This window comes from Janthinobacterium foliorum (assembly GCF_978021625.1).
In genome coordinates, this window is sequence record NZ_CDXDQE010000008.1 from 237091 (window position 1) to 260824 (window position 23734).

Below are 23734 nucleotides of genomic sequence, written 5' to 3' on the forward strand. Positions count from 1 at the left end.
CCCTCGCTTTCACTGCCGTCCGGCGGTTTTTGCGTCGCCTCCCGCTGCCGGCAAGGCAAAACTGAAGACGGCGCCCTGGTCCGGCACGCTGTGCAATTCGATGGTACTGCCGTGCAACTGCAGGATGCGCCGCACGATCAGCAGGCCCAGGCCGCCGTTGCGCCCGTCCGGGCCGGGACTGAACGGCCGGCGGAACAAATCATCCAGCAGCGCGGGGGCGATGCCGGGCCCCGTGTCGCTGACGGTCACGCGCACCTGCGCGCCGTCGCGGCGCAGCGCCACCTCGACCTGCCCGCCCTGCGGCGTGTGGCGGATGGCATTGTCGAGCAGGTTCGTCAGCACGCGCTCGATCATGCCCAGGTCCGCGCGCACCATGGCCGCGTCGCGCGGCAGGCTGGCGCCCAGGCGCACTTGCCGTGCCTGCGCCGCCAGCTCGCACTTCTGGAACACATCCTGTATCAGGTCGCTCAGGGAAAACGCTTCCGGCACGGCTTCGACGGAACCGTGCTCCAGGCGCGCCAGCTCGAACAGCGATTGCGCCAGCCGTCCCACCTTGCTGCTTTGCGCCAGCGCGATGCCCAGGTAGCGCTGGCGCTCGGCCGCATCCAGGCTCGCGTCCTTGAGCAGCAAGGTTTCCAGGTAGCCATGCAGGGAGCCGAGCGGCGTGCGCAGGTCGTGCGAGATATTCGCCACCAGTTCGCGCCGCTCCTGGTCGTGCCGTTTCAGGGTGCGCCACTGCTCGCCGATGCGTCCCGCCATCTGCGCGTAGGCCGTTTCCAGCACGGCGATTTCATCGCGCCGGCCGGCCGCCGCGGGCATACCGGCCGCTGGCAGTGGCAAGGGCAGCTGGGCGGGATCGGCCTGCGTGTCGAAATCGCGCATGGTGGCCGCCAGCCGGTGCAGCGGCCGCGTGATCAGGCGCAGCGCCATCAGGCCCGCCACCAGGCCCAGCAGGGCAACCAGGGCCATCGACCACAGGGTGGTGCGCAGCACGGAACTGGCGGCCACGCGGGCGGCCAGCCGGTCGTGCTCCTCGCCCAGCAGCACAACATAAACATAGCCTGAAATGGCGCCATCCTGGCGCTGCCCCGCGCGCAGGGCGGCAGCGCTGAAGACCTTGCGGCCCGCGGCGCTGCGCGGATCGTCGCCGAGGATGGGCAGCATGCCGTTGTCGAGAAAGCGCCGGATGGGCGCCAGGTCCACCACGCGGCGCATCAGATGGCCGGCCGGCGCCGCATGGCCGACGATGACGCCGTGCGGATCGAGCAGATACACTTCCACGCTGGGGTTGACGGTCATCAGCTGGTCGAACATGCGCCGCACGGCGTCGGGCCGCAAGCCGTCCTCGCCCATCACCTGGGTGTCTTGCGCGATGCTGGCGGCCAGCCCCCGCGACAGGCCCTGCACGACTTCCTTCTCGTGCATGCTGTTGGCGCGGATCTGCAGCCAGGCCGACGCGCCGCAGCAGGCCAGCAGCAAGATGGCGAAGGCCAGCGACAGGCGCTGCGTGAGGGTCAGGTTCATCGCCACCTTACTGCGCCGCGTCGGCGCGGGGCGCGAAGCGGTAGCCCCGGCCCCAGACGGTGAGGATGCGCTGCGGCTCGGCCGGGTCGGCCTCGATCTTCGCGCGCAGGCGGTTGATGTGCGTGTTGACCGTATGTTCGTAGCCGTCGTGCTGGTAGCCCCACACCTGGTTCAGCAGGTCGAGCCGCGAAAAGACCTTGCCCGGCTGCCTGACGAAGAAATACAGCAGGTCGAATTCGCGCGGCGTCAGGTCCAGGCGCCTGCCGTCGACCCTGGCTTCGCGCGTCAGCGGGTCGAGGGCCACGCCATGCAGGTCCAGGCTGCCCTCCTCCCCTTTGCGCTGGCGCAGCATGGCGTCGCTGCGGCGCACGAGCGCCTTTACGCGTGCCACCAGTTCCAGCACGGAAAACGGCTTGGCCAGATAATCGTCGGCGCCCAGCTCCAGGCCCAGGATGCGGTGCACTTCGCTGGCGCGCGCGCTGGTGATGATGATGGGCGTGTAGACGGGCATGGCGCGCGCCTGGCGGCAGATTTCCAGGCCATCCACGCCGCCCGGCAGCATCAGGTCGAGGATCAGCGCATCCCAGCTGCCGCGCTTGAGCTGTTCCAGGCCGCTGCGTCCGTCGGCGCAGTGGCACACGTGGTAGCCCTCGTCCTGCAAGTGCAGGCGCAGCAGGTCGGCGATCGGCTGGTCATCCTCGACGATCAATACGCGCTTGCCGCTGTCCTTGCCTGTTTCCATGCCATGCCCTGATAGGTGGCCCGCGCGGGCCCGTCGAACGTCATTGTGCCGGAAAACCCGCTGGCAAAGTATCACAAATCATTTAACTTTACGTGAGGACTTCGTCACCGGGCGGGGAACACAATGGCCGCATGTTTTCCATGAACGCCCACCGCATCGAGGAGGTTCCATGCCATCGCGCCGCACATTCCTGCTTGGCAGCGCCGCCAGCGCCGCCGCCCTGCTGATCGCCTCGCCGAACGGCCGCGCCAGCACCGTGTTTGAAGTCAGCCATTCCGAGGCGGAATGGCGCAAGCTGCTGAGTCCGCGGCAATTCCAGGTCTTGCGCCAGGGCGGCACGGAGCGCCCGTACAGCAGCCCCCTCAACGAGGAACACCGCAGCGGCCGCTTCAGCTGCGCCGGCTGCCAGCTGCCCCTGTTTTCCTCGTCCGCCAAGTTCGACAGCCATACGGGCTGGCCCAGCTTCTGGACGCCGCTCGAACGGGCCGTCATCGAGCGGACCGACCGCTCGCTGGGCATGGCGCGCACGGAAGTACTGTGCCGGCGCTGCGGCGGCCACCTGGGCCACGTCTTCGACGACGGTCCGCGCCCCACCGGTCTGCGCTACTGCATGAACGGCGTGGCCCTGGCCTTCACGCCGGGCGCCGCCTGAATCCGCCCCCTTATCGACTGATCCACCACCGACAAGAAAGACCGCCATGCTATTGCTCATCCTGTCCTACCTGGGCGGCGCCCTGACCATCCTAAGCCCATGCATCCTGCCCGTGCTGCCCTTCGTCTTCGCCCGCAGCGGCGCACCGTTCCGCCGCAGCGGCCTGCCCATGCTGGCTGGCATGGCGCTGACCTTCGCCGGCGTGGCGACCCTCGCTGCCGTGGGCGGCGGCCGGGTGGTGCAGGCGAACCAGTACGGGCGCTGGCTGGCCATGGCGCTGATGGCCTTCTTCGGCATCACCCTGCTGCTGCCGCGCGTGGCCGAACGGCTGACGGCGCCGCTGGTGGCGCTGGGCGGGCGCTTGTCGGACGCGGCGCGGCAGGCGCCGGGCGGCGGCATGGGCAGCTCCTTCTTGCTGGGCATAGCCACGGGCCTGCTGTGGGCGCCCTGCGCGGGGCCCATCCTGGGACTGGTGCTGACGGGCGCCGCGCTCAATGGCGCCAGCATCGCCACTACCTTCCTGCTGCTGGCCTATGCGGCGGGCGCGGCCACGTCGCTGGCCATCGCGCTGCTGATCGGCGGCAAAGTCTTCACGGCCATGAAGCGCTCGCTGGGCGCCGGCGAATGGCTGCGCCGCGGCCTAGGCCTGGCCATGCTGTGCGGCGTGGCCGCCATCGCGCTGGGACTCGACACGGGCTTGCTGGCCAAGGTGTCGAGCACGAACACGGCCAGCCTGGAGCAGTCGCTGCTGGACCGGCTGGCGCTCAAACCGGCTGCCACGCCGCCACTGGCCATGCAGGCCGGCGGCGCCATGATGGCGCAGAACGCCGCCGCCGTGCAGGCCATGCCGCCGCTGCCCGTGGAAGGCCTGCTGCCGCCGCTCGATGGCGCCGTCGCCTGGCTCAATTCGCCGCCGCTGACGGCGCAGGGGCTGAAGGGCAAGGTGGTGCTGGTTGATTTCTGGACGTATTCCTGCATCAACTGCCTGCGCAGCCTGCCCTACGTGAATGCGTGGGCACGGAAATACCAGGACCAGGGCCTCGTCGTCATCGGCGTGCACGCGCCTGAATTCGCCTTCGAACGCGACCTGGGCAATGTGCGCAAGGCCGTGCGCGAGCTGGGCATCGCCTATCCGGTCGCCATCGACAATGATTACGCCATCTGGCGCGCCTTCCACAACCAGTACTGGCCCGCCCATTACTTCATCGATGCCAGGGGACAGGTGCGCGCCCGCCATTTCGGTGAAGGCGAGTACGCCAAATCGGAACAGATCATCCGGCAGCTGCTGGCCGAAGCGGGCCACGGACAGGTGCCGGCAGGCATGGTCGGCGACGCCGCCGGCATCCGGGCCGGCGGCGTGCAGCTGGCCAGCAGCGGCGCCGGCGTGGGCTCGCCGGAAACCTACCTGGGCGCGGAGCGGGCGCGCAATTTTGCCTCGCCGGAACGCCTCGCCGCAGGCCGCAACCGGCGCTACAGCGTGCCGGCGCGGCTGGCGCTGAACCAGTGGGCGCTGGCCGGCGATTGGCAGGCCGGGCCGGAACACGCGGACCTGGCGCAGGCACCGGGCCGCATTGCCTACCGCTTCCAGGCGCGCGACGTGCACCTGGTGCTGGCACCGGGCAAGGATGGCAAGCCCGTGCGCTTCAAGGTCACGCTGGACGGCGCCGCGCCCGGCCCCAGCCACGGCAGCGACACGCAGGCCGACGGCAGCGGGCAAGTCACGGACCAGCGCCTGTACCAGCTGCTGCGCGCGGCCGGCCCCGTGGCCGGGCATACCTTCAGCATCGAATTTCTCGACCCCGGCGTGCAAGCCTACGCCTTCACCTTTGGCTGACCCGATTCCCTTCGCTTTGCATTGAAACGACTCACTGGAGACCATCATGACGACCATATTGATTCGCCGCGCACCGTTGCTGGGCAAACTGGCCGGCGGCTGCGCCCTCGCCACCGTGTTGCTGCTGTCGCAGCGCCCCGCCCTGTCCGCCGAGGACGCCGTCGCCATCGCCGCGCCCGTGCTCGACGAGCCGGCCACGGGACGGGAAGAAACGGCCGTGTTCGCCGGCGGCTGCTTTTGGGGCGTGCAAGGCGTGTTCCAGCACGTGCGCGGCGTCAAAAGCGCCGTGTCCGGCTACGCGGGCGGCGCGGCCGGCAGCGCCCATTACGAGGAAGTTGGCTATGGCAACACGGGGCATGCGGAAGCCGTGCGCGTGAGCTTCGACCCGTCCCAGGTCAGCTATGGCAAGCTGCTGCAAGTGTTTTTCTCCGTGGCCCACAACCCCACCCAGCTGAACCGCCAGGGGCCGGACCGGGGCACGCAATACCGCTCCGCCCTGTTTCCCGCCACGCCGGTCCAGCGCAAGGTGGCCGAGGCATACATTGCCCAGCTCGATGCCGCGCGCGCGTTTCCGGCCCGCATCGTGACTAGCATCGAGGATGGCAAGCGCTTTTATCCGGCCGAGGCTTATCACCAGAACTTCCTGGCCCTGCATCCGGACAATGGCTACATCGCCGTCAACGACTTGCCCAAGGTGGCAAACCTGCAGCGCATGATGGCGGCGCTGTACCGGCCCGATCCGGTGCTGGTGGCGGCCCCGGCCCGCTGACACCGCTAATCTACGGCCGCGTCTTCCTGCAGCACGCCGGCGTAGCTGGCGCCGCAAGCGAGCCGCGGGTGGCGCAGGTGCACTTCCAGGCGCCACTGCTGCATTGCCGGGCGGCTGCCGGCCGGTGCTGGCACCGGCTGCTGCAGACGGTGGCCGCACAAATCCAGGTACAGCTGCCAGCCCAGCCGTTCACTGGCGCGCTGCGCCACGGCGTACAGCTCCGTGCCGCACGCCTCGCCGGCCAGCCAGTGCCGGCGCACTTCATCGAAGATGGCGCGCGCGTCGCCCGCACAGCGCTGCTGCTGCGCATCGCCGCATGTTCCCTGCCGGGCTAAGGTTTCCACGCCATCCCCTGCTTGACCGGGCATCGTGCCGCGCCCCTCATGGCCGGGTATCGCGGGCATCCACGTAGGCCCACGCCTGCGCGCCCGACGCCAGGGTGACCCGCTCGCGCCGGTAGGCCGCCACTTCATAGCGGTCCGCCTGCCGCAGCTCATCTTGCGTGAGCGCCAGCACGGCACCGGCCACGCTGTCGGCAGGGTTGCCGCTGCGCGAGACGATGGGATGGTGGGTCTTGCCGCTGGTCGCCACCACACGCGCATCGTCGATGGCCAGCTGCGCCAGGCGGTAGCCGGGCAAGGTGTCGGGCCGGCCATCGAGCAGCCGGCCGAAGGTGGCCAGCTGCACGCCGGCCTGCTGCAAGGTGCCGTAGGAAAACAGATGCTCCGTCGCTGCTGGTGTCGCCATTGCCGCTCCTTGTGTGGTTGCACGATGTCCAGCGCTATATCCCAACAAGCATAGCGCCTTGCGAAATTATAAGCGATGCGCGCCGCGCGCGCCCTGCGCCAGGCAGTGCTGGCGATATAATGCTTTTTTTAACGGAAGAGTAACAATGACAGCAAGGATCGCCTTAAAACTGCGCCTGTACCGTGGCGACGACGTGGCCATGGGACCGGGCAAGGCCGACTTGCTCGAAGCCATCGGCCAGACGGGCTCCATCAGCGGCGCCGCGCGCAGCATGGACATGTCCTACCGCCGCGCCTGGACCCTGGTGGACGTCATGAACCGCAACTTCCGCGAACCGCTGGTGCGCAGCGCCGTGGGAGGCAGCCGCGGTGGCGGCGCGCAGCTGACGCAGGCCGGCGCCCGCGTGCTGGCCCGCTACCGCGCCATGGAAGCGTCCGCCCTGGCCACGGCGCAAGCCCAATTGGCCGTGCTGGCCGACGAGCTGGCACCGCAGTGCGGCAATAGCTGAGGAGCATTTGCCCTCGATTCAGATCTGATTGACACCACCACTCCACCTGACATTCAATGAAAATAGTCTTTATTGCCGCACTGGGCATCCTGTCGTTAACCCAAGCGTCGCGCGCCTGCGCGGATAATCTCAACGGAAAAAATCTGTATGTACAGCGATGTGCCGTGTGCCACGGTGCCGACATCCGGGGTACAGGCCCCCTGGCAAACAAAAGCAATCCCCCGACACCGGACCTGACCACCGCCGCTTTCAAGAAACGGCTGAAGGATTATCCGGGCGTGATCGTCTCCTCGGTCATCCTGCGGCCGAATGGCGACTTGATTCCCCGCACCTTGAAAGAAAATGGCGTCAGGGTCGCGCCGTACGCGTGGCGGGTCAATGATTTTCGCGACCTGAATCAATACATGCTGGGCGTGATTGCAAAGAGCCGCTAAAACGCGGGCCGTGGCGTGGGGGCGTGGCATGCGGCCGCGCCCTTGCCAGAACGGCCCGCACTCCTTACCATGCAGCTTGCCAACCAGGCAAACCAGTTCACCCGGAGGTAGCATGCTGACCAGCGCACGAAATCAACTCGATGGAACAGTCACCGCAGTGCAGCGCGGCGCAGTCAATGATGAAGTAGAAATTTCCCTGCCCGGCGGCCAGAAGATCGTTGCCGTGCTGACCCACAGCAGCACGGAATCGCTGGGCCTGGCGACCGGCGTGCCCGCGTTTGCCCTGATCAAGGCGTCGTGGATCGTGCTCGTCACGGACGCATCGGGCGTGCGCCTGTCGGCCCGCAATCAATTGCCGGGCACGGTGGACAAGGTCGTGACGGGCGCCGTGAATGCGGAAGTGCAGCTCAGGCTCGATGACGGGCAGGTGCTGGCCGCCATCGTCACGAATGAAAGCGTCGGCAAGCTGGGCCTGGTCGCCGGACAGCGCGCCAGCGCCATCTTCAAGGCGTCGAGCGTGATCGTCGGCGTCAAGGCCTGATCGTCCAGTAAATCAGATCGGCTCAAGGGCAGATCAAGCGGCGACGGCATCGCTGGCCATGGCCAGTTTTTGCATGAGCGCTATAAAACTGGCGATGCTGGCGCTGCGCAGCGGATGGCAATCGATGGCCAGGCGGGCGCACGCTTGCTTGGCCACCTGCATGGCGTTGTGGCTGATGCAGTCGATGGGGAACACCACCAGCTGGGCCCGCGGCAGCATCGCCGCCAGCAAGCCGCGCCGGTCTTCCAGGCCGCCGTCATGCGTGAGCAATTCACCGCCCGCCGCCGCCACCAGCTTGCCCAGCACGCTGGTGAGGTGCGGCCGGCCGCCCAGGTACAGGATGCTCTTGCCCGCCAGCCCCGGCAGCGGCGCGTTGCCGGAAGCGCCATCGACGCTCCCTGCCAGCGCCTGTTCCAGAGCGCGCAATTCCTGCCGGAGCGCAGCCGCGTCCTGGCTCGCCTGCTGCTGCGACAATTGCAAGGCTTCATGCTGCTGCTGCCGGGCCAGCCATTTCTGTTCCGCTTCGTGGCGGCGCGCGCCGTGCAGGGCCAGTTCCTGCTCCTGGCTGGCCAGCGCGGCATGCAGCCCTGCCCATTCGTCGGCACGGTGTTCCTGCAGCGCCGACGCCTGCTGCTCCAGCCGCAGTTGCTGCGCGTGCAGCTGCGCCTCCAGCCGCGCCACGGTGTCCGCGTGCCGGGCCGTCATCGCATGCAGGCGGCCCTGCTGGCGCGCAGCTTGCTCGCGCAGCCGCGCGCACTCGTCCTCCAGCGCCGCCAGGCGGCGGATATCGGCGCGGTTCGACGCCCCCACCAGGTGCGACAGCATGTGCACGTCGCCAAACGCCTGCGTGCGCAAGGCGATCGTCGAGGCTGGATGCGTCATCAGCGCCCAGTAGGCGCCAGGCACGTCGCCGTGCGCCAGCGCATCGCGCCACAGCAAGGTCAACGCCGCTTCGTCGCCGGCGGCGCGGAATTTTCTCAAGGCAAGCGCATGGCGCCCATCCATGGCCTTGTGCAACTCCTTGGCGACCTGGCCGCCCTGCGTCGACAGCTCCACCGCCGTATGGTGGATCTGCAAGTCGCTCGCTTGCCTGCGGTCCAGCTGCGGCGCATGGCGCGGTATCAACTTGCGCAATTCGCCCGTCGTCAGGCAAGTGCCGATGATGGAACAGTGCACGTTCGGGTCCATCTCGGCCAGCTTCGTGCGTTTCAGGGCCGCCCCCGCATCGCCCGCTGCCGGCATGGGCGCGCAGCAGCCATCGCGCGCCGGCGCCGCGCCGTGCGGATGGGGTTGCGTAGCGGCAAACACGGGCGGCTCGCGCAGCGGCTGGAAAATGTGGGGCAAGGCGGAAGGCATGGATGCATCCTGGCGAAATTCGTTATAGCCACAAGGATATAGCGTGCCGGACAAAACGGCAACCGCGCAGCATGGAAGGGGGCACAACAAGAAAGTTGCAAAAAATTTCAATACACGGGCACTTTCGGTAGAATCGCCGTATCCAACCCCACGGAGATCCGCCGCCATGGCTGTTCAATTAAACTTCATCAACCGCTCCAACGACAGCGGCAATGCGCAGGTCGTCATCTTCCAGAAGAACGTGGCCGTCAACCTTGACGACACGGCCGTCGCCTGGCGCGTGATCCAGCACAGTGGCGCAGGAGCCCCCCATCCGTTCACGTTTCCGCTGTCGATGGCCGTTTCCGCCAGCGATAGCTGGGGCAACGCCACGCCGCAGATCGCCGCCGCGCACGGCAGTTTGCACCACGTCGCGCTGACGCCCTCCGGCGTTGCCCTGTCGCCATGCGGCCAGGCCAGCAGCAGCCGCGAAGTCCAGCTGCGCAACGACCTGCCGGCGGGCGCCATCCATGCCGGCATCTACAAGGATGGCCGCCTGCTGGCCCTGAAAACCCAGCTCGCGCCCGGCCAGAAAGCCGTGTTCGGATTCAAGCCCAGCATCTGGATCGGCGTCGTGCCGCAGGTCGAGGCGGGCGACGTGCTGGATGCCGCCATGCTCTCCGGCGTCAACACGGAACTGTCGCTGCAAGGCATCGCCAGCGCCGACATCGTCATGACGGGCGGTGGCCCGGGCAAGGACGCGACGCCGTTCTCGTTTACACTGCAAAACATCCAGATGGCGTGAAGCGCCGCCTCACATCTGCCGGAAATGGCGCAGATGCATGGCCACGAGGTTGCCACGCATGCATGGCCAGGCTGGCCATGCATGAAAGGACGGCAATGACATCGATCGCGCAACGCCTGCAGGAACTGGGATACCCGGACAGCCAGGCGCAGGACCTGGCGGGGGCCGCACATGCCGGCACCTGCGGCCCGCTGCTGCAGCGCGGCGACTTGGCCCATTGCCTGGCGGCGGTGAAACGGCTGGCGCCCCGCCTGCGGGACGCCAGCGGGGCCCGTCACCAGTAGCCCAGCACCTTCCACCACGTGGTGCCGACGACGGCAAAGATCAGCAGTTCCACCACGCACATGATGAAGCCGACCCGCCACCAGTTGCCCATGGTGACGAAACCGCTGCCGAAAATGATGGGCGAAGTGCCCGTGGCGTAATGCGTCAGGGTCATCATGATGGCCGAACCGGCCGTCATCATGAGCATGAACGGCACGTGGTAGGCGGCCGGAATCAGGTGCAGCCCCACCGTCAGGAAGGCCAGCAGCATGGCGCTGATGTGGGCCGTGGTGCTGGCGAAGAAGTAATGCGAGAACACGAATACCAGCACCAGGACGCCGGCGATCGGCAGCCAGTCCATGCCGCTGGCGACGATGGCCGCCTTCATGCCGGCCGAGAACCAGGCGATCACGCCCGTCTTGTTCAGCTGCTCGGCCATCATCACCAGGGCGCCGAACCACACCAGCGTGTCCCAGGCGCTCTTTTCCGACAGCACGTCATCCCAGTCGATGGTGCCGGTGATAATCAGGATAAACAGGCCGACAAAGGCGACCACGGTCGCATCGAGCGAAAACGCGGGGCCGAACAGCATGGCGGGCACGTTGGCCCACAGCACCAGCAGCAGGCCGAAGGTGCCCAGCATGACTTTTTCCGACGGCGACAGCGGTCCCATGCTGTTCAGTTCCGCCTTGGCGTAGGTGACGGCGTCCGGCGTGGCCTTCAGTTCCGGCGGCGACAGCCAGTAAATGATCAGCGGCATGACCAGCAGGCAGGCGAGGCCTGGCAGCAGCATGCACAGGGCCCAGGTGGTCCAGCTCAGGTGAAAACTCTGGCCGCTGGCCTTGGCCACGAAATCGACCACCAGCGGATTGGGCGCCGTGGCCGTGAGGAACATCGCCGAGGTGATGGGGTTGGCGTGGTAATTGACGAGGGCCAGGTAGGTGCCGACCTTCTTTTCCGTGCCCTTGGCCGGGTCCGAATCGAAGGCGTTGGCGATCGATTTCATGATCGGGTGGACGATGCCGCCGCCGCGCGCCGTGTTACTTGGCGTAAAGGGCGCCAGCACCAGTTCGCAGATGGCCAGGCCATAGCCGATGCCCATGGTGCGCTTGCCCAGCAGCGAGATGAACAGCAGGCCGATGCGGCTGCCCAGCCCCGTCTTCTTGAGGCCGCGCGAAATCAGGATCGCCACGACGATCAGCCAGATCAGGGGATTCGAGAAACTGCTGAGCGCATCCGTGATGGCGCCCTTGGACGAGGTCGAGGTGACCTGCGACAGCGAGACGATGACGATGGCCATCATGGCCATCACGCCGATCGGCATGACCTTTAAAATAATCGCCAGGATGGTGGTCAGGAAGATCGCCACCAGGCCCCAGGCCTTCGGCGTCAAGCCTTCCGGCGCGGGCAGCAGGAGCATGCTGACCAGCAAGACCGTGCAGATCAGGGCCGGCACGAGCCGGAAGGGTACGGCTTCCTTGAAATGCAGGAACATGTCGCGCACTGTTTTATACATCATCATTACCTTTCACTGTGGGCCGGGCATCGTGGCAACACGCAATCGTGCACGCAGATTCATGGGGCCGGAAGGCCAAAAAAACGCCCCCGCAAGATGACAGATGCCCAACAATTCTGTTCGGCAATATCATACACGCAAGACTTCCCCGCCCCCGCTCCGTTACGGCAGCGCGCGTCCTTATCTTCAAAATCATTGACCGGCAAGCGACGGTTGTCGCATAATTGCCCCTTACGTCGCCAACCATCGTGCGAAGGACTCATATTGAATATCCGCAACTGCCATATCGACGCGCTGCGCGGCGCTGCCATCCTGTGCGTGCTGGTGCTGCACTTTGCGCTCGCCTACGGCTTGAAGAACAGTCCGCTCGAAGTCCTGCCATCCTGGCTGCTGCGCGCCGCCTACCAGGGCAATTACGGCGTGACCATGTTTTTCGTCATTTCCGGCTATCTGATCACCTCGACCTCGTTGCGGCGCTGGGGCGACCTGGCGCGCATCGAGCTGGCCGCGTTTTATCTCTACCGCATCGCCCGCCTGCTGCCCGCACTGCTGCTGGCCCTGACCATCATCGTGCTGCTGGGGGTGCTCGACGTGCCGTTCTTTAGCAATGCCGATGGCGGCAAGGATTTGCCGGCCAGTTATTTCATCATCGCCGTCGCCTCCATCCTGACCTTCTGGCACAACGTGCTGATGCAGAGCGCCGGCTATTTCAACTACTGCCTGAACGTGTACTGGTCCCTGTCCGTGGAAGAAATGTTTTATCTGCTGCTGCCCCTGTCGTGCCGCCTGCTGCGCCGGCGGCACGCGCTGTTGCTGCTGTGCGGCGCCGCCATCGTGGCCGGTCCCGTCTACCGCAGCTTCCACGCGGACAACGAGATAGCCTTCATGTACGGCTATGTCGCCTGCTTCGACGCCATCGCCATCGGCTGCCTGACGGCGCTGCTGACGCAAAACGCGCGCCTGGGCGCGCACAGCGGGCGCGGGCTGCGCCTGCTGTCGGGCCTGGCCCTGGCATTCGTGTATGTGCGCGGCATCGGCGGCCACGAAGTCTTCGGCTTCACATGGATCGCCCTGGCCAGCGCCGCGTTCATCGTCGGCAGCACGGCTTCCGGGACAAGCAGCCAGCGCGGGGCCAGTCCGCTGCAGTGGCTGGGCCGGCACAGCTACGAACTCTATTTATTCCATATCATCGTGCTGGCAGCCATGCGCAACGTGGTCGACAAGGCGGGCCTCGGCTACGCCGAACGCCTGCCGTGGCTGGCGCTATTTCTGGCCGCGACGGCCCTGGCGGCGGCGCTGGTGGCCCGTTACGTCTCCGAACCGGCGAACGCCGCCATCCGCCGGCACTTCCGGCGCACTGCCACGGCAACGCCTTCCTGCGTACAATAGGCCATGCGCGCAACGATCGAGAACCTCCCCATCCCCGCCCACCACTGTCCCCTGTGCGGCGGCGCGAACGACTGCGCGCCAGCCCGCTCAGGCAGTTTCGGCGCGCCCTGCTGGTGCCAGGCGCAGCCCATCGATGCGGCCGCCCGCGCCCGCGTGCCGCCCGCGCTGCGGGGAAAAGCCTGCCTCTGCCAGCGCTGCGGCACGGCACGCCCGGCAGCCGAAAAAGAGTAGCGCATTTCCTTGTGGCAATGGCAAACTATGCTTTCCGCCACTCTCCCACGACGCCATGACGCTTTCCCAGACAGCACGTGCCGATGCCTATTTCCAGGCGCACACCGGTTGTTCCTTCGAACAGCTCCTCGCCCCCATCGCCGCCGGCGCGCCCGCAGGCAGGTCCTTGCGCGGTTCGCCCGTCTATGCCGGCATACGGCAAGCGCGCGTCCAGGACGACGCCAGTTTGCCGCTGGGCAGCTGGGAGCGCGAGCTCAGGCGACCGGACTGGGCCGGTGTCACGGCGATGGCGGCGCCAGCCCTGGCGCTGCAGAGCAAGGATCTGCAGCTGGCCGTCTGGCTGCTGCAGGCGCAATTGCATGGCACGGGACTCGATGCCCTCGCCCCCGGCTTCTGCCTGATGCAGCAGCTGTGCGCCCGATACTGGGAAACGCTGTATCCGCCCGCACCTGACGGCGACAACGCGGCGCGCGCGAACCTTTTCCACTGGCTGAATGAAAAACTGCTGCGCGACGTGCGCCTGCTGCCCCTGGCCCGCGACGAGCACGGCAACGAATTCGGCTGGGCTGACTGGGAACAGGCGCAGCGCAATGCCACGCTGCAGATCCACGCCGACGAGCAGGACGGTCCTTCCACCGCCGCCTTCCTGGCCGCGCTGCGCGCCACGCCGCCAGCCAGCCATGCGGCCATGCTGGCGGACCTGGCCGCCGCCCGCGACAGCCTGGAGGCGCTGGCCGCCAGCCTGCCGCAGCACTTCGGCGACGCCGCACCCGGCCTCGGTGCGCTGGGCGCGCTGCTGCAGAAAATGCACGCCCTGCTGGCGGCGCAGCCGCAGGCGCGCGGCGCCGCTGAAAAGTGAGCCAGGTCAAGAGATGGCATGCCGCCCGGGGACCGGATGCCGTGTTTTCAGCCCAATCTTGCCAGCCGCACTATAATGTCGGCACCGCGTGCGGCAGCAATGGCGGCGATAGACGGTAACAATTTCGTGTGGAGGCCAGTACAATAGCGTCTGGGCCTACACAGGGTTTCACTTTTGCCAGCAGTTGCCAGCAACTAACCATTTTTTTTGACCAGCCTACAAACACTATGAGTTCGATGAATGAAGAGCGCGTATTAAGCGTGCACCACTGGACGGATACCCTGTTCTCCTTTACCACCACGCGCGACCCGTCGCTGCGTTTCTCGAATGGCCATTTCACGATGATCGGCCTGCGCGTCGATGGCAAGCCATTGCTGCGCGCCTACAGTATCGCCAGCGCCAATTACGAAGACCACCTGGAGTTTTTCAGCATCAAGGTGCCGGGCGGTCCATTGACGTCGCGCCTGCAGCACTTGCAAGTGGGCGACACCGTCATCGTCGGCCGCAAGCCGACGGGTACCCTGGTGTCCGATTACCTGCTGCCAGGCAAGCGCCTGTACATGCTGTCGACGGGCACGGGCCTGGCGCCATTCCTCAGTATCGTGCGCGATCCGGATATCTACGAGCGTTTCGACGAGCTGATCCTCGTGCACGGCGTGCGCCAGGTCGACGAGCTGGCCTACCACGATTTGCTGGAAGAGCACCTGCCGAAGCATGAATTCCTCGGCGAAATGGTCAGCGACAAGCTGCGCTACTACCCGACCGTGACGCGCGAAGATTTCCGCAACATGGGCCGCATCACGGAACTGATCGAGAACGGCAAGCTGGCCGAAGACCTGGGCGTGCCGGCACTCAATCCGGCCGAAGACCGCGTGATGATCTGCGGCAGCTCGGAAATGCTGCGCGACCTGAAAGAGATGCTGGAAGCGCGTGGCTTCAAGGAAGGCAACACGTCGACGCCTGGCGACTTTGTTGTCGAGCGCGCGTTCGCCGAGAAGTAATCTGCAGCAATTCCGTAGTCAATCCAGGGGCCCGGCCCCGCCGCTTCCCGCGGCGGCGCCGGGCCCCTGTCATTGGCGCGTCAGCGGGCCAGCGGCATGGCGCGCTGGTATTGCAGGCCGTTCATGAAACGCTGCACGGGCGTAAACGCGCTGCTGAGAATATCGTCCTGCGCCGCGTAGTAGCTGGTCTCGATCTTCAGCAGGCCCAGCACGGTGGCGTCGAGCTTGTCCGTCTGGTACGGCCGGCTTTCCAGCGCCGTGCGCGCGGCCGCCGATTGCGGCAGGAGCTGGTTACTCCAGAGCAGCATGGGAATTTCATAACCGCTCTTGTCCGACGCGGAATGGCCCGCATGATTGCGGCTGTAGCCCACTTCCTGCCCGTGGTCGGAGACGAACAGCAGCGAGGCGGCACGGCCCGGCTTGGCCTTCTCGGCCATGCCGATCAGGTTGCCCAGCACGTAGTCGCCATAGCGGATGGCGTTGTCGTACTCGTCGCGCTGGTTGCGTATCCACGCGGAACGGCCCTGGCTGGCCATGTGCGCGCTGACGGCATCCTGCCGGTTGTCGAAATATGAAAAGCGGCTGGGGTAGCGCATGTCGTAGCTGGGATGCGCGCCCAGCAAGTGCACCACGATGAGCTTTTTCGGCGCCGCGTCGGCCAGCGCTTGGCCAAATGGCTGGAACAGGTTGGCGTCAAAATTGTTCTCGCCGCGCCCCGTGCCGTAATTGATGAAGTCGCTTTCATCGGCTTCGCCCGCCAGCATGCCGATCCAGCCATCGTTGCGCGTCTGGTTCGAGACCCAGAACGTCTTGTAGCCGGCCGCCTCGGCCAGCATCAGCAGGTTGGGCTTGGCCATCCACGCATCGGGATTGCCCAGGTCGGCCGGCGTCAGCATGGACATCATCGATTCCACCGTGCTCGACGCGGGCGAGATCACATCATTGAAGACCAGCAGCCTGGCCCGCATGGCGTCGAGGTGGGGCGTGGTCGCGCGCGGATAGCCGTACAGCGACATCGAGGCGCGGTTGGTGCTCTCGCCGATCACCAGGATGACGGTGCGGGCATCCTCGCCCGCATAGCGCACGTTCCAATCGCGCGGCGCGGCCATCGCCGCCGTCAGCGCCTGCTGCATCGAGTGCATGGCCGCCAGTTGCGTACTGTACTGCTGGTAGCGCAGCGGCCAGAACAGGACCGGATTTTCCCGCCGCATGGTGGTATTCACATGCAGCATCAGCAGAAACACGGCCATGCCGGCGGCAAAGCTTTTTTGCGCCAGGCCCGGCACGCCGGCGCGCGCCGGCCGCCAGCGCAGCAGCGCACGGTCGGCCAGCAGCACGGCCGCCGTCACCAGCAGGAAGCAGCCAGCCGCTTGCGCCAGGGCCACGCCGTTGTGGACGAAAAACTCGGCCGTCTCGGCTTGATCTGTCGCAAACATCGATTGCAAAACCGCATTGGGATTGGGCCGCATGCCAAAATAGCCACGCAGGAAGCCCTTGACGGCGGCATCGAGGTAAAACACGGGCACGACGATGCGCACCAGCACGGTGATGGCGGCCGGGCGGCAGCGCCAGGCGTGCAGCACGCCGCCGATGCCCAGCAGGAACGCCGCCAGCAAGACGCCCAATTTGAGGCATTCATTCGCGCTTAACTGGTCGAAGAGAAAGAACAGCAGCAGGCCGGCTATGCTTAACAGGACGCGGCAAAACAGTATCAGCATGGAACAATAGACAGTCAGAATCAGCGTTGAATGGAACTGCGTGGCCCGGCCCGTTTGGACGGGCCAGCGATTGTAGCGCAGTCCATTGCAACTGGTATCATCATTTTGGCACTACATGATGTACGAGAAGCAATGCATGCTCCTGACAGAAACTGTCAGTCCCAGTCATTATGCTGTCGCCATTGCGGGCCCGCAGCGCGGCCCGTACCATCCCAACACAACAGGACATTGCCATGACACGCGCCATCACCATCCTTACTGAAAACTTTGCCGACTGGGAAACCGCCCTGCTCAACTCCACCGCGCGCTTGTACTACGGCTTTTACACGCAGTTCGCCACGCCGGGCGGCTTGCCCGTGACATCGTCGGGCGGCATGCTGGTCACGCCGCAGCTGGCGCTGGAAGACATTTCTGTCGACGAGCTTGACTTGCTGATGGTGTGTGGCGGCAGCATCTGGCAAAGCGGCAAGGCGCCCGATCCGACCGCCCTGCTGCGCGCCGCGCGGGACAAGGGCGTGGTGCTGGCCGGCATCTGCGACGGTACGCGCGTGCTGGCGCAGGCAGGCGTGCTCGACAACGTACGCCACACTTCCAACAGCGCGGACAACTTGAGCAGCCTGGGCCGCGGCTACGCGGGCGCCGCCCTGTACCAGGATGTGCCCTGGGCCGTGGCGGACGGCCGCGTCGTCACGGCGCCCGGCACGGCGCCCGTCAGCTTCACGGCAGAGGTCTTGCGCTCCCTGGGCATCGACGACGACAACCTGGCCAGCTACCTGGCCATGCACGGCGCAGAACATGGACAGGCAAGCCGGGCGCCGCTGGTCGCCTGATTCCGCTTTCTGGCGGCCAGTTTCTACGGCGCGTCGCAGATGACTGGCGCCGTGCGCCGCACTTGATTACAGTGCATCCTTCACCGCGACCCCGAAAGGATGCCATGAAACACCTGAAATACCTGTCAGCCTGCCTGATCCTGGCGTGCTGCGCGCCCGTGGCGCTGGCCCAGGCCATGCCCCCGTCCCTGCTGACGCCGGAACAGCTGCGCGCCGACTTGCGTTTTATCCAGGAATCGATCGCCGCCACGCATCCGGAGCCGGGCTTTTCCGCCGATCCCGCCGCCGTGCGGCAAGCCTACGCAGCCATTGCGGAGCAGATGCAGGCGCCGATGTCGCCCGACCAGGCATGGCGCTTGCTGGCCACGCTCAATCCCCTGTATGCCGATGGCCACCTGGCCATCACGCCGCCCGCGCCGCTGGCGCAAAGCCAGGCCTTCCTCGCTGCGGGCGGCCGTTTCTTTCCATATGAAGTGACGCTGGACGCGGCTGGCGGCCTGCGCATCCGCGCGCAGCTGGGCGGTGCGCCGTCGCCGCTGCAAGGCGCGCGCATCACGCGCATCAACGGCATGCCGGTCGGCGCCATCGTGGCCGACTTGCTGGCCCGCTGCCATGGCGACACGGCCGCGTTTCGCGCCAGCCTGCTGTCGCTGCGCTGGCCATTCCTGTACTGGAAACTGCTGGGGGCAGTGCCGCAATACACCCTGGAACTCGACGACGGCCAGCGCCTGGCGGTCGATGGCGCCGCCACCTTGCCCGCTTATCTGGAAGGCAACGACAATTTCGCCCGGCAATTCCGCTTCGAGCTGTTGCCAGGCAAGGCCGCGTTGCTGACCCTCAACACCTTCGGCTGGCGCGACAAGGCGCAATTCCTGGCATTCACGGCCGACGCCTTCCGCCAGGTGCGCGACACGGGCGTGCAAACGCTGCTGATCGACGTGCGCGCCAATGGCGGCGGCAACGATGACCTGTGGATCGATGGCGTGCTGCGCTATATCGCCGACAAGCCCTACCGCTGGGCCTCGACCTACCGCAAAAAAGTCATCCAGGGACGCACCAGCGCTAGCGAAAAGCTGGGCGACGTCATCGATGGCGAAATCGGCTCCTGGCAGCAGCCGCAACTGGACGATCCGCTGCATTTCGCGGGTGCCACCTATCTGCTGGCGGGGCGCCGCACGTATTCTTCCGCCATCCTGCTGAGCAATGTCATGCAGGATTTCCACTTCGGCACGGTAGTGGGCGCGGCCGGCCAGGCGCGCACGCGCCAGAGCGGCGGCACGCAGACCTTCACGCTGCCCAACAGCCGTATCGAACTGGGCGTGCCGCGTGTGCTGTTCCAGCGCCCGTCCGGCGCCGCCACGCCCGTGCTGCTGCAGCCCGATATCGTGCTGCCGGACAGCCCATATAATGAACGGGAACTGATCGACGCCGTGCTGACGCTGCGAAGTTAAGCGCCGGCCAGGCTGCGCAGGCGCTGCGCGGCATGCGTGTTGCCGGGGTCCAGTTCCAGCGAGCGCCGGTAGTGCGTGATGGCCAGCGCCGTGGCGCCGTCCGCCTCATGCGCTTCGGCCAGGCTGTCGTGGCCATTTGCGCTGTTCGGCGACAGCTGCACGGCCAGCTGCAGCACGGCAACAGCCCGCTTGGGCTGCTGCTGCGCCAGCAAGCGGTAGCCCCAGGCATTCAAGTCGCTTTCGGCGGGGTCGGGCAAGCCGTGCCGGCGCCGGATGGCGGCCAGCTTCTCGCCCAGGCCGGCGTAGCCCGTGCTGGCCAGCTCCCGGCGCAGCAATTGCATGGCGTAGGCGCCGCCCCGCTGCTGGCGCAAGGCGGGCAGGTAAAAGCTGGCGACCGTGTCGATCAGCTGTTCCGGCTGGCCGCCCGCCAGGTTGCTCAGGATAATGACCGCCAGGTCATCGTCGGGATACACATAAAAAGCCGAACGCCCGCCGCCAATGCCGGCCACGGCGCGGTGCGCATCGCGCCCGATGGCGGGCCAGCCCAGCGCCCACGGCGCCGGCTTGCCGTCGCTCAGGCTGGCCGGCTGCCACAGGCGCCGCACGCTGGCCGGTGTCAGCAAGCGCCCCGCCTGCAGGGCGACGAGCCAGTTGGCCAGCTCGCCCACGTTGCTGTTGATGCCGGCACCGGCGCGCATGAAGACGGGAAAATCCTCGATGACGTTGCGGTAGCCCTTGCCGCCAGTGCCCAGCACATACGAACTGGCCTTGCCCACGACCACGTCCTTCGCGTCGCCAAACCCGCTGTGCGGCATGCGCGCCGCGTCGAATTGCCCGTGCTGGATGAAATCGACGTAGGACTGGCCGCTCTGGCGTTCGATCAATTGCGCCAGCAAGACATAGTTGGTCTGGTTGTAGCGGTAGCGCTGGCCTGGCGCCGCTTCCACCGGCAGCGCCTGCACCGCCTTCCACGCGGCCTCCGCATCGTCCGGCAGCGGGCCCACCAGCTTGCCGCTGCGCTGGTCCAGCACGTCGGGCAAGCCCGATGTATGGCTGAGCAGCTGCGCCACCGTCACCCCTTGCCATGCTGGCGGCAGGCCCGCCAGATACCGGCTGACGGGCGCGTCCAGATCGACCTTGCCCTGCTGTGCCAGCTGCATCACGGCCACCCCCGTAAACGCCTTGGTGGCCGAATTGATGGAAAACAGGGTGGCATCCGTCACGGGCACCCGGTATTGCAGGCTGGCCAGACCAAAATTGCGCGACAGCACGATCTTGCCCTGCCGGATCACCGCCACCTGCATGCCCGGGATCTGGCGCTCGCGCATCTCGTCCTGCAGGAAGGCGGCGAGCTGCTGGCCGGCATCGGCGGCGGCGCCCGCCGGCGTGGCAGTAGCGGGCCCTGCTGCTGCAGCGCTCCCTGCCAGCGCTGAGGCGAGCATGAAAACGCACAGGACTGACTGCGTGCGGATAAGCATGGCAAAGCTCCTATTCATATGTAAAAAGCAAGCTTACCCTATTCGCGTGTTGCCGCAATGCATTTTCCTCGCCGGCCCGGCCGCGGCATGACGACGCTGGCGTGGCCATCGCGCGCCAGCCTATTGATCCAGATCGAATCCCGGCCCGTGCGCGCGCACATGCGGGGGGCGGCGGCTACACTGAAAGCCTGGCTGGCGCGGGTAGCCGAACGCCATGGCGGGTGTTGCAGGGAATTGCGGGGGAGCATCATGGCTGATTTGGTGTCTGGCAACAATGCCCATGTCTTTGGCCTGGCGCGGCCCCATGCAGGCGGACAGTCGTCGCTGCACCAGGCGCCGCCCCGCAACACGGCGTTCCGCGACTTGCCGCCGCCGACCGGCAGCGCGCCTTTCCGCCTCGACCTGCAGGAGATCGTGGCGCCGGCCGTCTACGAGGCCATCGTCAGGAACAGGAAGCTCGTCTTTCATCTCAATGGCGACATGGGCGGCATCCAGTACGCGGTGCCGCAGGAACTCGTGGCGAAAGGCATGGAAGACGATTTCCAGGCCGACGCCAGCCAAGTGCCGGCCTTTCTGTACATCACGGGCGACTGCGTCTATTTTAACGGCCAGGTCAGCGAGTATTACAAGCAGTTCTACCAGCCCTATGAGTTCTACCTGGCGCCCGTGTTTGCCGTGCCCGGCAACCACGATGGCGAAAACCTGCCGGACGACCAGACCCTCGACGGCTTCGTGCGCAACTTTTGCGCGCCCCAGCCCGTCAAGATGCCGGAATCGGGCGACTCCAGCCGCACGGCCATGGTGCAGCCGAATGTGTACTGGACCCTGCTCACGCCGCAAGCCAGTATCGTGGGGCTGTACAGCAATGTGCCCGCCGGCGGCGAAATCCGCACACCGCAAAAGGAATGGCTGGCGTCGGAGCTGGCCACCCTGCCGCGCGACCTGCCCCTGCTGCTGGCACTGCACCACCCGATCTATTCGGCGGACGACCACCATTCCGGCAGCACCTACATGAAAGAGCTGGTCGCGCAGGCGTCCGCCGCGGCGGGGCGCCATCCGGACGCCATACTTGCCGGCCACGTCCACAACTACCAGCGCCTGACACGTGACAGTGCCGACGGCGGCAAGACCCTGTTCCTCGTCACGGGCGCCGGCGGCTACCATAACCTGCACCAGATCATGAAAGTCAATGGCCAGCGCCTGATACCGCCGGCCGTCTTCCATGACGACGCAGGTGACGCCGTCACGCTGGAAAACTACTCGGACGACCACCACGGCTACCTGCGCGTGGAATTGTCCGACGGCGTCATGCTCGGCAAGTACTACGAAGTACCGCGGCCGCAAGAGCCTTTCAGCAAGGGCAGCCATTTGCTCGACTACTTCCGCTTCGATCTCAAGCAGAAGGCGTATCTGCCCAACACCCTGTCATGAACAGGGAGCCGGCGCGGCGCGGTCAGCCTTCCCGCCACACATCCTCATAGCCTTCACGGTCGAGGATGAACTTCGCGCCGCTGGGCAAGGCCAGGTAATCAAGCACTTGCGGCAGCATTTCCTGCAGGTGCGTGGCATGCAGGGCCTGATAGAAATCCGGCGCATCGCTGTGTTCTCCACAATGGATGAACCAGCTGATGGTGCCGTTTTCCGGCAAGTCGATGCGCGTGCCGTAGATGGGGGACTGTGCCAGGCTGCCGATGGCCAGGGCCACCATGGCTTCCGGCGGCTGCGCCGGCAAATGGTACTTGTCGCAAATATGCCGCTGCTTTGCGTTGATCGACTCGTCGTTCATCTATTTTCTCAGGAACCAATGTAGTTGTAATGCAGGCGCAAATCGCCATCGCGGCCCGCCACGTCCAGGTGCAGGATGGCTTCCCCCGGCCTGCCATCGGCAAACAGCAGGCATTCGAGGCCCAGCGAACCGGCGCTGGTGGCATACACATCGACGGCTGGACGCCCGCCCCTGCCCGGCCCGAACGCGTCCGCCAACGGCGCCAGGGACAAGGCTTGCTCCGCCGTAAAATAACTGCCCAGCATGCCGGCAATCTCGTCAGCCAACGCCGGCGACACCGCCCAATCGCGTTGCAGCGCAACAGGATCGCGCCTGTCCAGCGTACTGAGGAACGCGGTAGCCAGCGCATAGGCCTGCTGCCGCAGGCTGTCGGTAACGGTTCTTTCCATGCTTGTCCCCTTTGTTTCAGCAGGCGCCATTATAGTGCGTGGTTGCGCGCATCAGCCATTCCTTTTCCCGATACTCGCCCCGCATGCACCGCGATAGTGCAGCGCAATAATATGCCAATCCAAAAATATTTAAAAAGTGCAATAAAAATTTATTGCATGTCAATAAACCCGTACCGCGCGTGATATTTGGAGAGTATTTTATTGGCATATGCGTTCCGCACACGCCACAATTTCAAGTTGACGCATATTTATTCAGGCGCTACTATCGAACAGCCATACACCATGGCATACAGCGCAAGCAGTACTTAACCATCACAAGAGGATAGTACAATGCAAAAACAGAAACAACCCAAATTGTTCGCGTTCAAACTGGCTGAAAAACAGGTGGAAAAATAGGCATTGCCGCCGACAGCCTGGAAAGTACGCGACGGCGTTGCCGTTGCCGGCTGCAGCGAATTTATCATTGGCAGCGGAAACTTCCGCTACGAATCGCGCCTGCAGCCAAACGATAGCGGCCAGTATTGCTGATCCGGGCCGCGCGGCATAACCTCGCCACTGGCGGGGTTCCCTCTTTTTTTTTGATTCCCTTTTGCTTCCATCCGCTTGGCGTGTAAAGCCGTGCCTGCGTGCGCGGCGTGCAGCGGCATGCCATCCGGTGAATATGCGGTATCCGCATCCATTTCACCCGGCAATCAGGCGGCATTACATCATCACGCGAGGATCGTACAATGCAAAACCAGGCAAAATTGTTTGCTTTTAAGCTTGCTGAGAAACAGCTTCCAACCCCGCCCGCGCCGCCCGCCGAATGGCAGGCACGCGATGGTGTCGCCCTCGCCGGTTGCAGCGAGGTCGAGCGTTTTCAGTATCGTTATTCGTCCACGGTCAATTCCCGCGACACCGGCCAATTCTGCTGATCGCGGCATAGCCATTC

General features: G+C 65.7%; 25 protein-coding genes and 1 pseudogene. 16 read left to right on the forward strand and 10 right to left on the reverse strand.

What is annotated here, in order from left to right:
* Positions 1-9 precede the first annotated feature (9 nt).
* Together ACZ92H_RS17785 and ACZ92H_RS17790 are read right to left on the reverse strand one after the other, a co-directional pair.
* On the reverse strand, positions 10-1524 hold the full coding sequence (locus ACZ92H_RS17785; RefSeq protein ID WP_465050430.1) for a sensor histidine kinase: 1515 nt from the start codon (positions 1522-1524) through the stop codon (positions 10-12).
* A gap of 7 nt (positions 1525-1531) precedes the next feature.
* Positions 1532-2266, reverse strand: a complete 735-nt coding sequence (locus ACZ92H_RS17790) for a response regulator transcription factor (protein WP_465050431.1) — start codon at positions 2264-2266, stop codon at positions 1532-1534.
* Between the two features lie 169 nt (positions 2267-2435).
* On the opposite strand from ACZ92H_RS17790, the gene msrB reads away from it, so the two are divergent.
* From msrB to msrA, 3 genes are read left to right on the forward strand one after another with little or no spacing between them, the layout of a single operon-like run.
* The gene (gene msrB, locus ACZ92H_RS17795) at positions 2436-2918 is read left to right on the forward strand and encodes a peptide-methionine (R)-S-oxide reductase MsrB (protein ID WP_465050432.1); all 483 of its coding nucleotides are present in this window, start codon (positions 2436-2438) and stop codon (positions 2916-2918) included.
* A 46-nt stretch (positions 2919-2964) separates the two neighbouring features.
* Positions 2965-4752, forward strand: coding sequence for a cytochrome c biogenesis protein DipZ (locus ACZ92H_RS17800; protein WP_465050433.1), 1788 nt, complete (start codon positions 2965-2967; stop codon positions 4750-4752).
* 46 nt (positions 4753-4798) lie between these two features.
* The gene (gene msrA, locus ACZ92H_RS17805) at positions 4799-5521 is read left to right on the forward strand and encodes a peptide-methionine (S)-S-oxide reductase MsrA (RefSeq protein WP_465050434.1); all 723 of its coding nucleotides are present in this window, start codon (positions 4799-4801) and stop codon (positions 5519-5521) included.
* Between the two features lie 5 nt (positions 5522-5526).
* Here msrA and ACZ92H_RS17810 read toward each other — a convergent pair whose 3' ends face one another.
* Positions 5527-5865: a hypothetical protein gene (locus ACZ92H_RS17810; RefSeq protein ID WP_131369345.1), complete on the reverse strand. Its 339-nt coding sequence runs from the start codon at positions 5863-5865 to the stop codon at positions 5527-5529.
* A gap of 37 nt (positions 5866-5902) precedes the next feature.
* Entirely contained in the window at positions 5903-6268 is a 366-nt protein-coding gene (locus tag ACZ92H_RS17815; protein WP_465050435.1) for a gamma-glutamylcyclotransferase family protein, read from the reverse strand.
* Positions 6269-6413: 145 nt separating this feature from the next.
* On the opposite strand from ACZ92H_RS17815, the gene ACZ92H_RS17820 reads away from it, so the two are divergent.
* The 3 genes and pseudogenes from ACZ92H_RS17820 to ACZ92H_RS17830 form a co-directional block, all read left to right on the forward strand.
* Positions 6414-6776, forward strand: a complete 363-nt coding sequence (locus ACZ92H_RS17820) for a winged helix-turn-helix domain-containing protein (protein WP_131369340.1) — start codon at positions 6414-6416, stop codon at positions 6774-6776.
* Between the two features lie 56 nt (positions 6777-6832).
* Positions 6833-7210, forward strand: coding sequence for a c-type cytochrome (locus tag ACZ92H_RS17825; RefSeq protein WP_465050436.1), 378 nt, complete (start codon positions 6833-6835; stop codon positions 7208-7210).
* Positions 7211-7328: 118 nt separating this feature from the next.
* Positions 7329-7751, forward strand: a pseudogene (locus tag ACZ92H_RS17830) (TOBE domain-containing protein); the annotation flags it as partial.
* A 33-nt stretch (positions 7752-7784) separates the two neighbouring features.
* Here the strand turns inward: ACZ92H_RS17830 and ACZ92H_RS17835 are convergent.
* Entirely contained in the window at positions 7785-9107 is a 1323-nt protein-coding gene (locus ACZ92H_RS17835; protein WP_465050437.1) for a DUF2325 domain-containing protein, read from the reverse strand.
* A gap of 166 nt (positions 9108-9273) precedes the next feature.
* On the opposite strand from ACZ92H_RS17835, the gene ACZ92H_RS17840 reads away from it, so the two are divergent.
* Positions 9274-9891, forward strand: coding sequence for a hypothetical protein (locus ACZ92H_RS17840; protein WP_465050438.1), 618 nt, complete (start codon positions 9274-9276; stop codon positions 9889-9891).
* Between the two features lie 77 nt (positions 9892-9968).
* Positions 9969-10175, forward strand: coding sequence for a hypothetical protein (locus ACZ92H_RS17845; protein ID WP_465050439.1), 207 nt, complete (start codon positions 9969-9971; stop codon positions 10173-10175).
* On the opposite strand, the gene ACZ92H_RS17850 is transcribed toward ACZ92H_RS17845, so the two are convergent.
* On the reverse strand, positions 10166-11671 hold the full coding sequence (locus ACZ92H_RS17850) for an anion permease (protein WP_131370607.1): 1506 nt from the start codon (positions 11669-11671) through the stop codon (positions 10166-10168). The two genes, ACZ92H_RS17845 and ACZ92H_RS17850, sit on opposite strands and share 10 nt — an antisense overlap.
* Before the next feature lie 264 nt (positions 11672-11935).
* On the opposite strand from ACZ92H_RS17850, the gene ACZ92H_RS17855 reads away from it, so the two are divergent.
* The 4 genes from ACZ92H_RS17855 (at position 11936) to ACZ92H_RS17870 (ending at position 15151) form a co-directional block, all read left to right on the forward strand.
* Complete coding sequence (locus ACZ92H_RS17855; protein WP_465050440.1) at positions 11936-13060, forward strand: acyltransferase family protein; 1125 nt, start codon at positions 11936-11938, stop codon at positions 13058-13060.
* A gap of 3 nt (positions 13061-13063) precedes the next feature.
* Complete coding sequence (locus tag ACZ92H_RS17860) at positions 13064-13291, forward strand: cysteine-rich CWC family protein (protein WP_131369329.1); 228 nt, start codon at positions 13064-13066, stop codon at positions 13289-13291.
* A 55-nt stretch (positions 13292-13346) separates the two neighbouring features.
* Positions 13347-14150 carry a type VI secretion system protein TssA gene (tssA, locus tag ACZ92H_RS17865; RefSeq protein WP_465050441.1) on the forward strand — a complete coding sequence of 268 codons (804 nt, stop codon included), beginning with the start codon at positions 13347-13349 and terminating at the stop codon, positions 14148-14150.
* A 227-nt stretch (positions 14151-14377) separates the two neighbouring features.
* Positions 14378-15151 (forward strand): ferredoxin--NADP reductase, encoded by a 774-nt coding sequence (locus ACZ92H_RS17870; RefSeq protein ID WP_131369325.1) that lies wholly within the window; start codon positions 14378-14380, stop codon positions 15149-15151.
* Between the two features lie 80 nt (positions 15152-15231).
* Here the strand turns inward: ACZ92H_RS17870 and ACZ92H_RS17875 are convergent, their stop codons facing one another.
* Positions 15232-16869 (reverse strand): phosphoethanolamine transferase, encoded by a 1638-nt coding sequence (locus ACZ92H_RS17875; RefSeq protein ID WP_465050442.1) that lies wholly within the window; start codon positions 16867-16869, stop codon positions 15232-15234.
* Between the two features lie 233 nt (positions 16870-17102).
* Between ACZ92H_RS17875 and ACZ92H_RS17880 the strand changes: the two genes are divergently transcribed.
* Positions 17103-17699: a type 1 glutamine amidotransferase family protein gene (locus tag ACZ92H_RS17880; RefSeq protein WP_465050443.1), complete on the forward strand. Its 597-nt coding sequence runs from the start codon at positions 17103-17105 to the stop codon at positions 17697-17699.
* Positions 17700-17803: 104 nt separating this feature from the next.
* Positions 17804-19150, forward strand: coding sequence for a S41 family peptidase (locus tag ACZ92H_RS17885; RefSeq protein ID WP_465050444.1), 1347 nt, complete (start codon positions 17804-17806; stop codon positions 19148-19150).
* Here ACZ92H_RS17885 and ACZ92H_RS17890 read toward each other — a convergent pair.
* Positions 19147-20592: a serine hydrolase domain-containing protein gene (locus ACZ92H_RS17890; protein ID WP_465050445.1), complete on the reverse strand. Its 1446-nt coding sequence runs from the start codon at positions 20590-20592 to the stop codon at positions 19147-19149. The two genes, ACZ92H_RS17885 and ACZ92H_RS17890, sit on opposite strands and share 4 nt — an antisense overlap.
* A 285-nt stretch (positions 20593-20877) precedes the next feature.
* On the opposite strand from ACZ92H_RS17890, the gene ACZ92H_RS17895 reads away from it, so the two are divergent.
* Positions 20878-22059: a metallophosphoesterase family protein gene (locus ACZ92H_RS17895; protein ID WP_465050446.1), complete on the forward strand. Its 1182-nt coding sequence runs from the start codon at positions 20878-20880 to the stop codon at positions 22057-22059.
* A 22-nt stretch (positions 22060-22081) separates the two neighbouring features.
* On the opposite strand, the gene ACZ92H_RS17900 is transcribed toward ACZ92H_RS17895, so the two are convergent.
* Positions 22082-22414: an immunity protein Imm33 domain-containing protein gene (locus ACZ92H_RS17900; protein WP_465050447.1), complete on the reverse strand. Its 333-nt coding sequence runs from the start codon at positions 22412-22414 to the stop codon at positions 22082-22084.
* An 8-nt stretch (positions 22415-22422) separates the two neighbouring features.
* On the reverse strand, positions 22423-22803 hold the full coding sequence (locus tag ACZ92H_RS17905) for a hypothetical protein (RefSeq protein ID WP_465050448.1): 381 nt from the start codon (positions 22801-22803) through the stop codon (positions 22423-22425).
* A gap of 728 nt (positions 22804-23531) precedes the next feature.
* On the opposite strand from ACZ92H_RS17905, the gene ACZ92H_RS17910 reads away from it, so the two are divergent.
* The gene (locus ACZ92H_RS17910; protein ID WP_465050449.1) at positions 23532-23717 is read left to right on the forward strand and encodes a hypothetical protein; all 186 of its coding nucleotides are present in this window, start codon (positions 23532-23534) and stop codon (positions 23715-23717) included.
* Positions 23718-23734 lie beyond the last annotated feature (17 nt).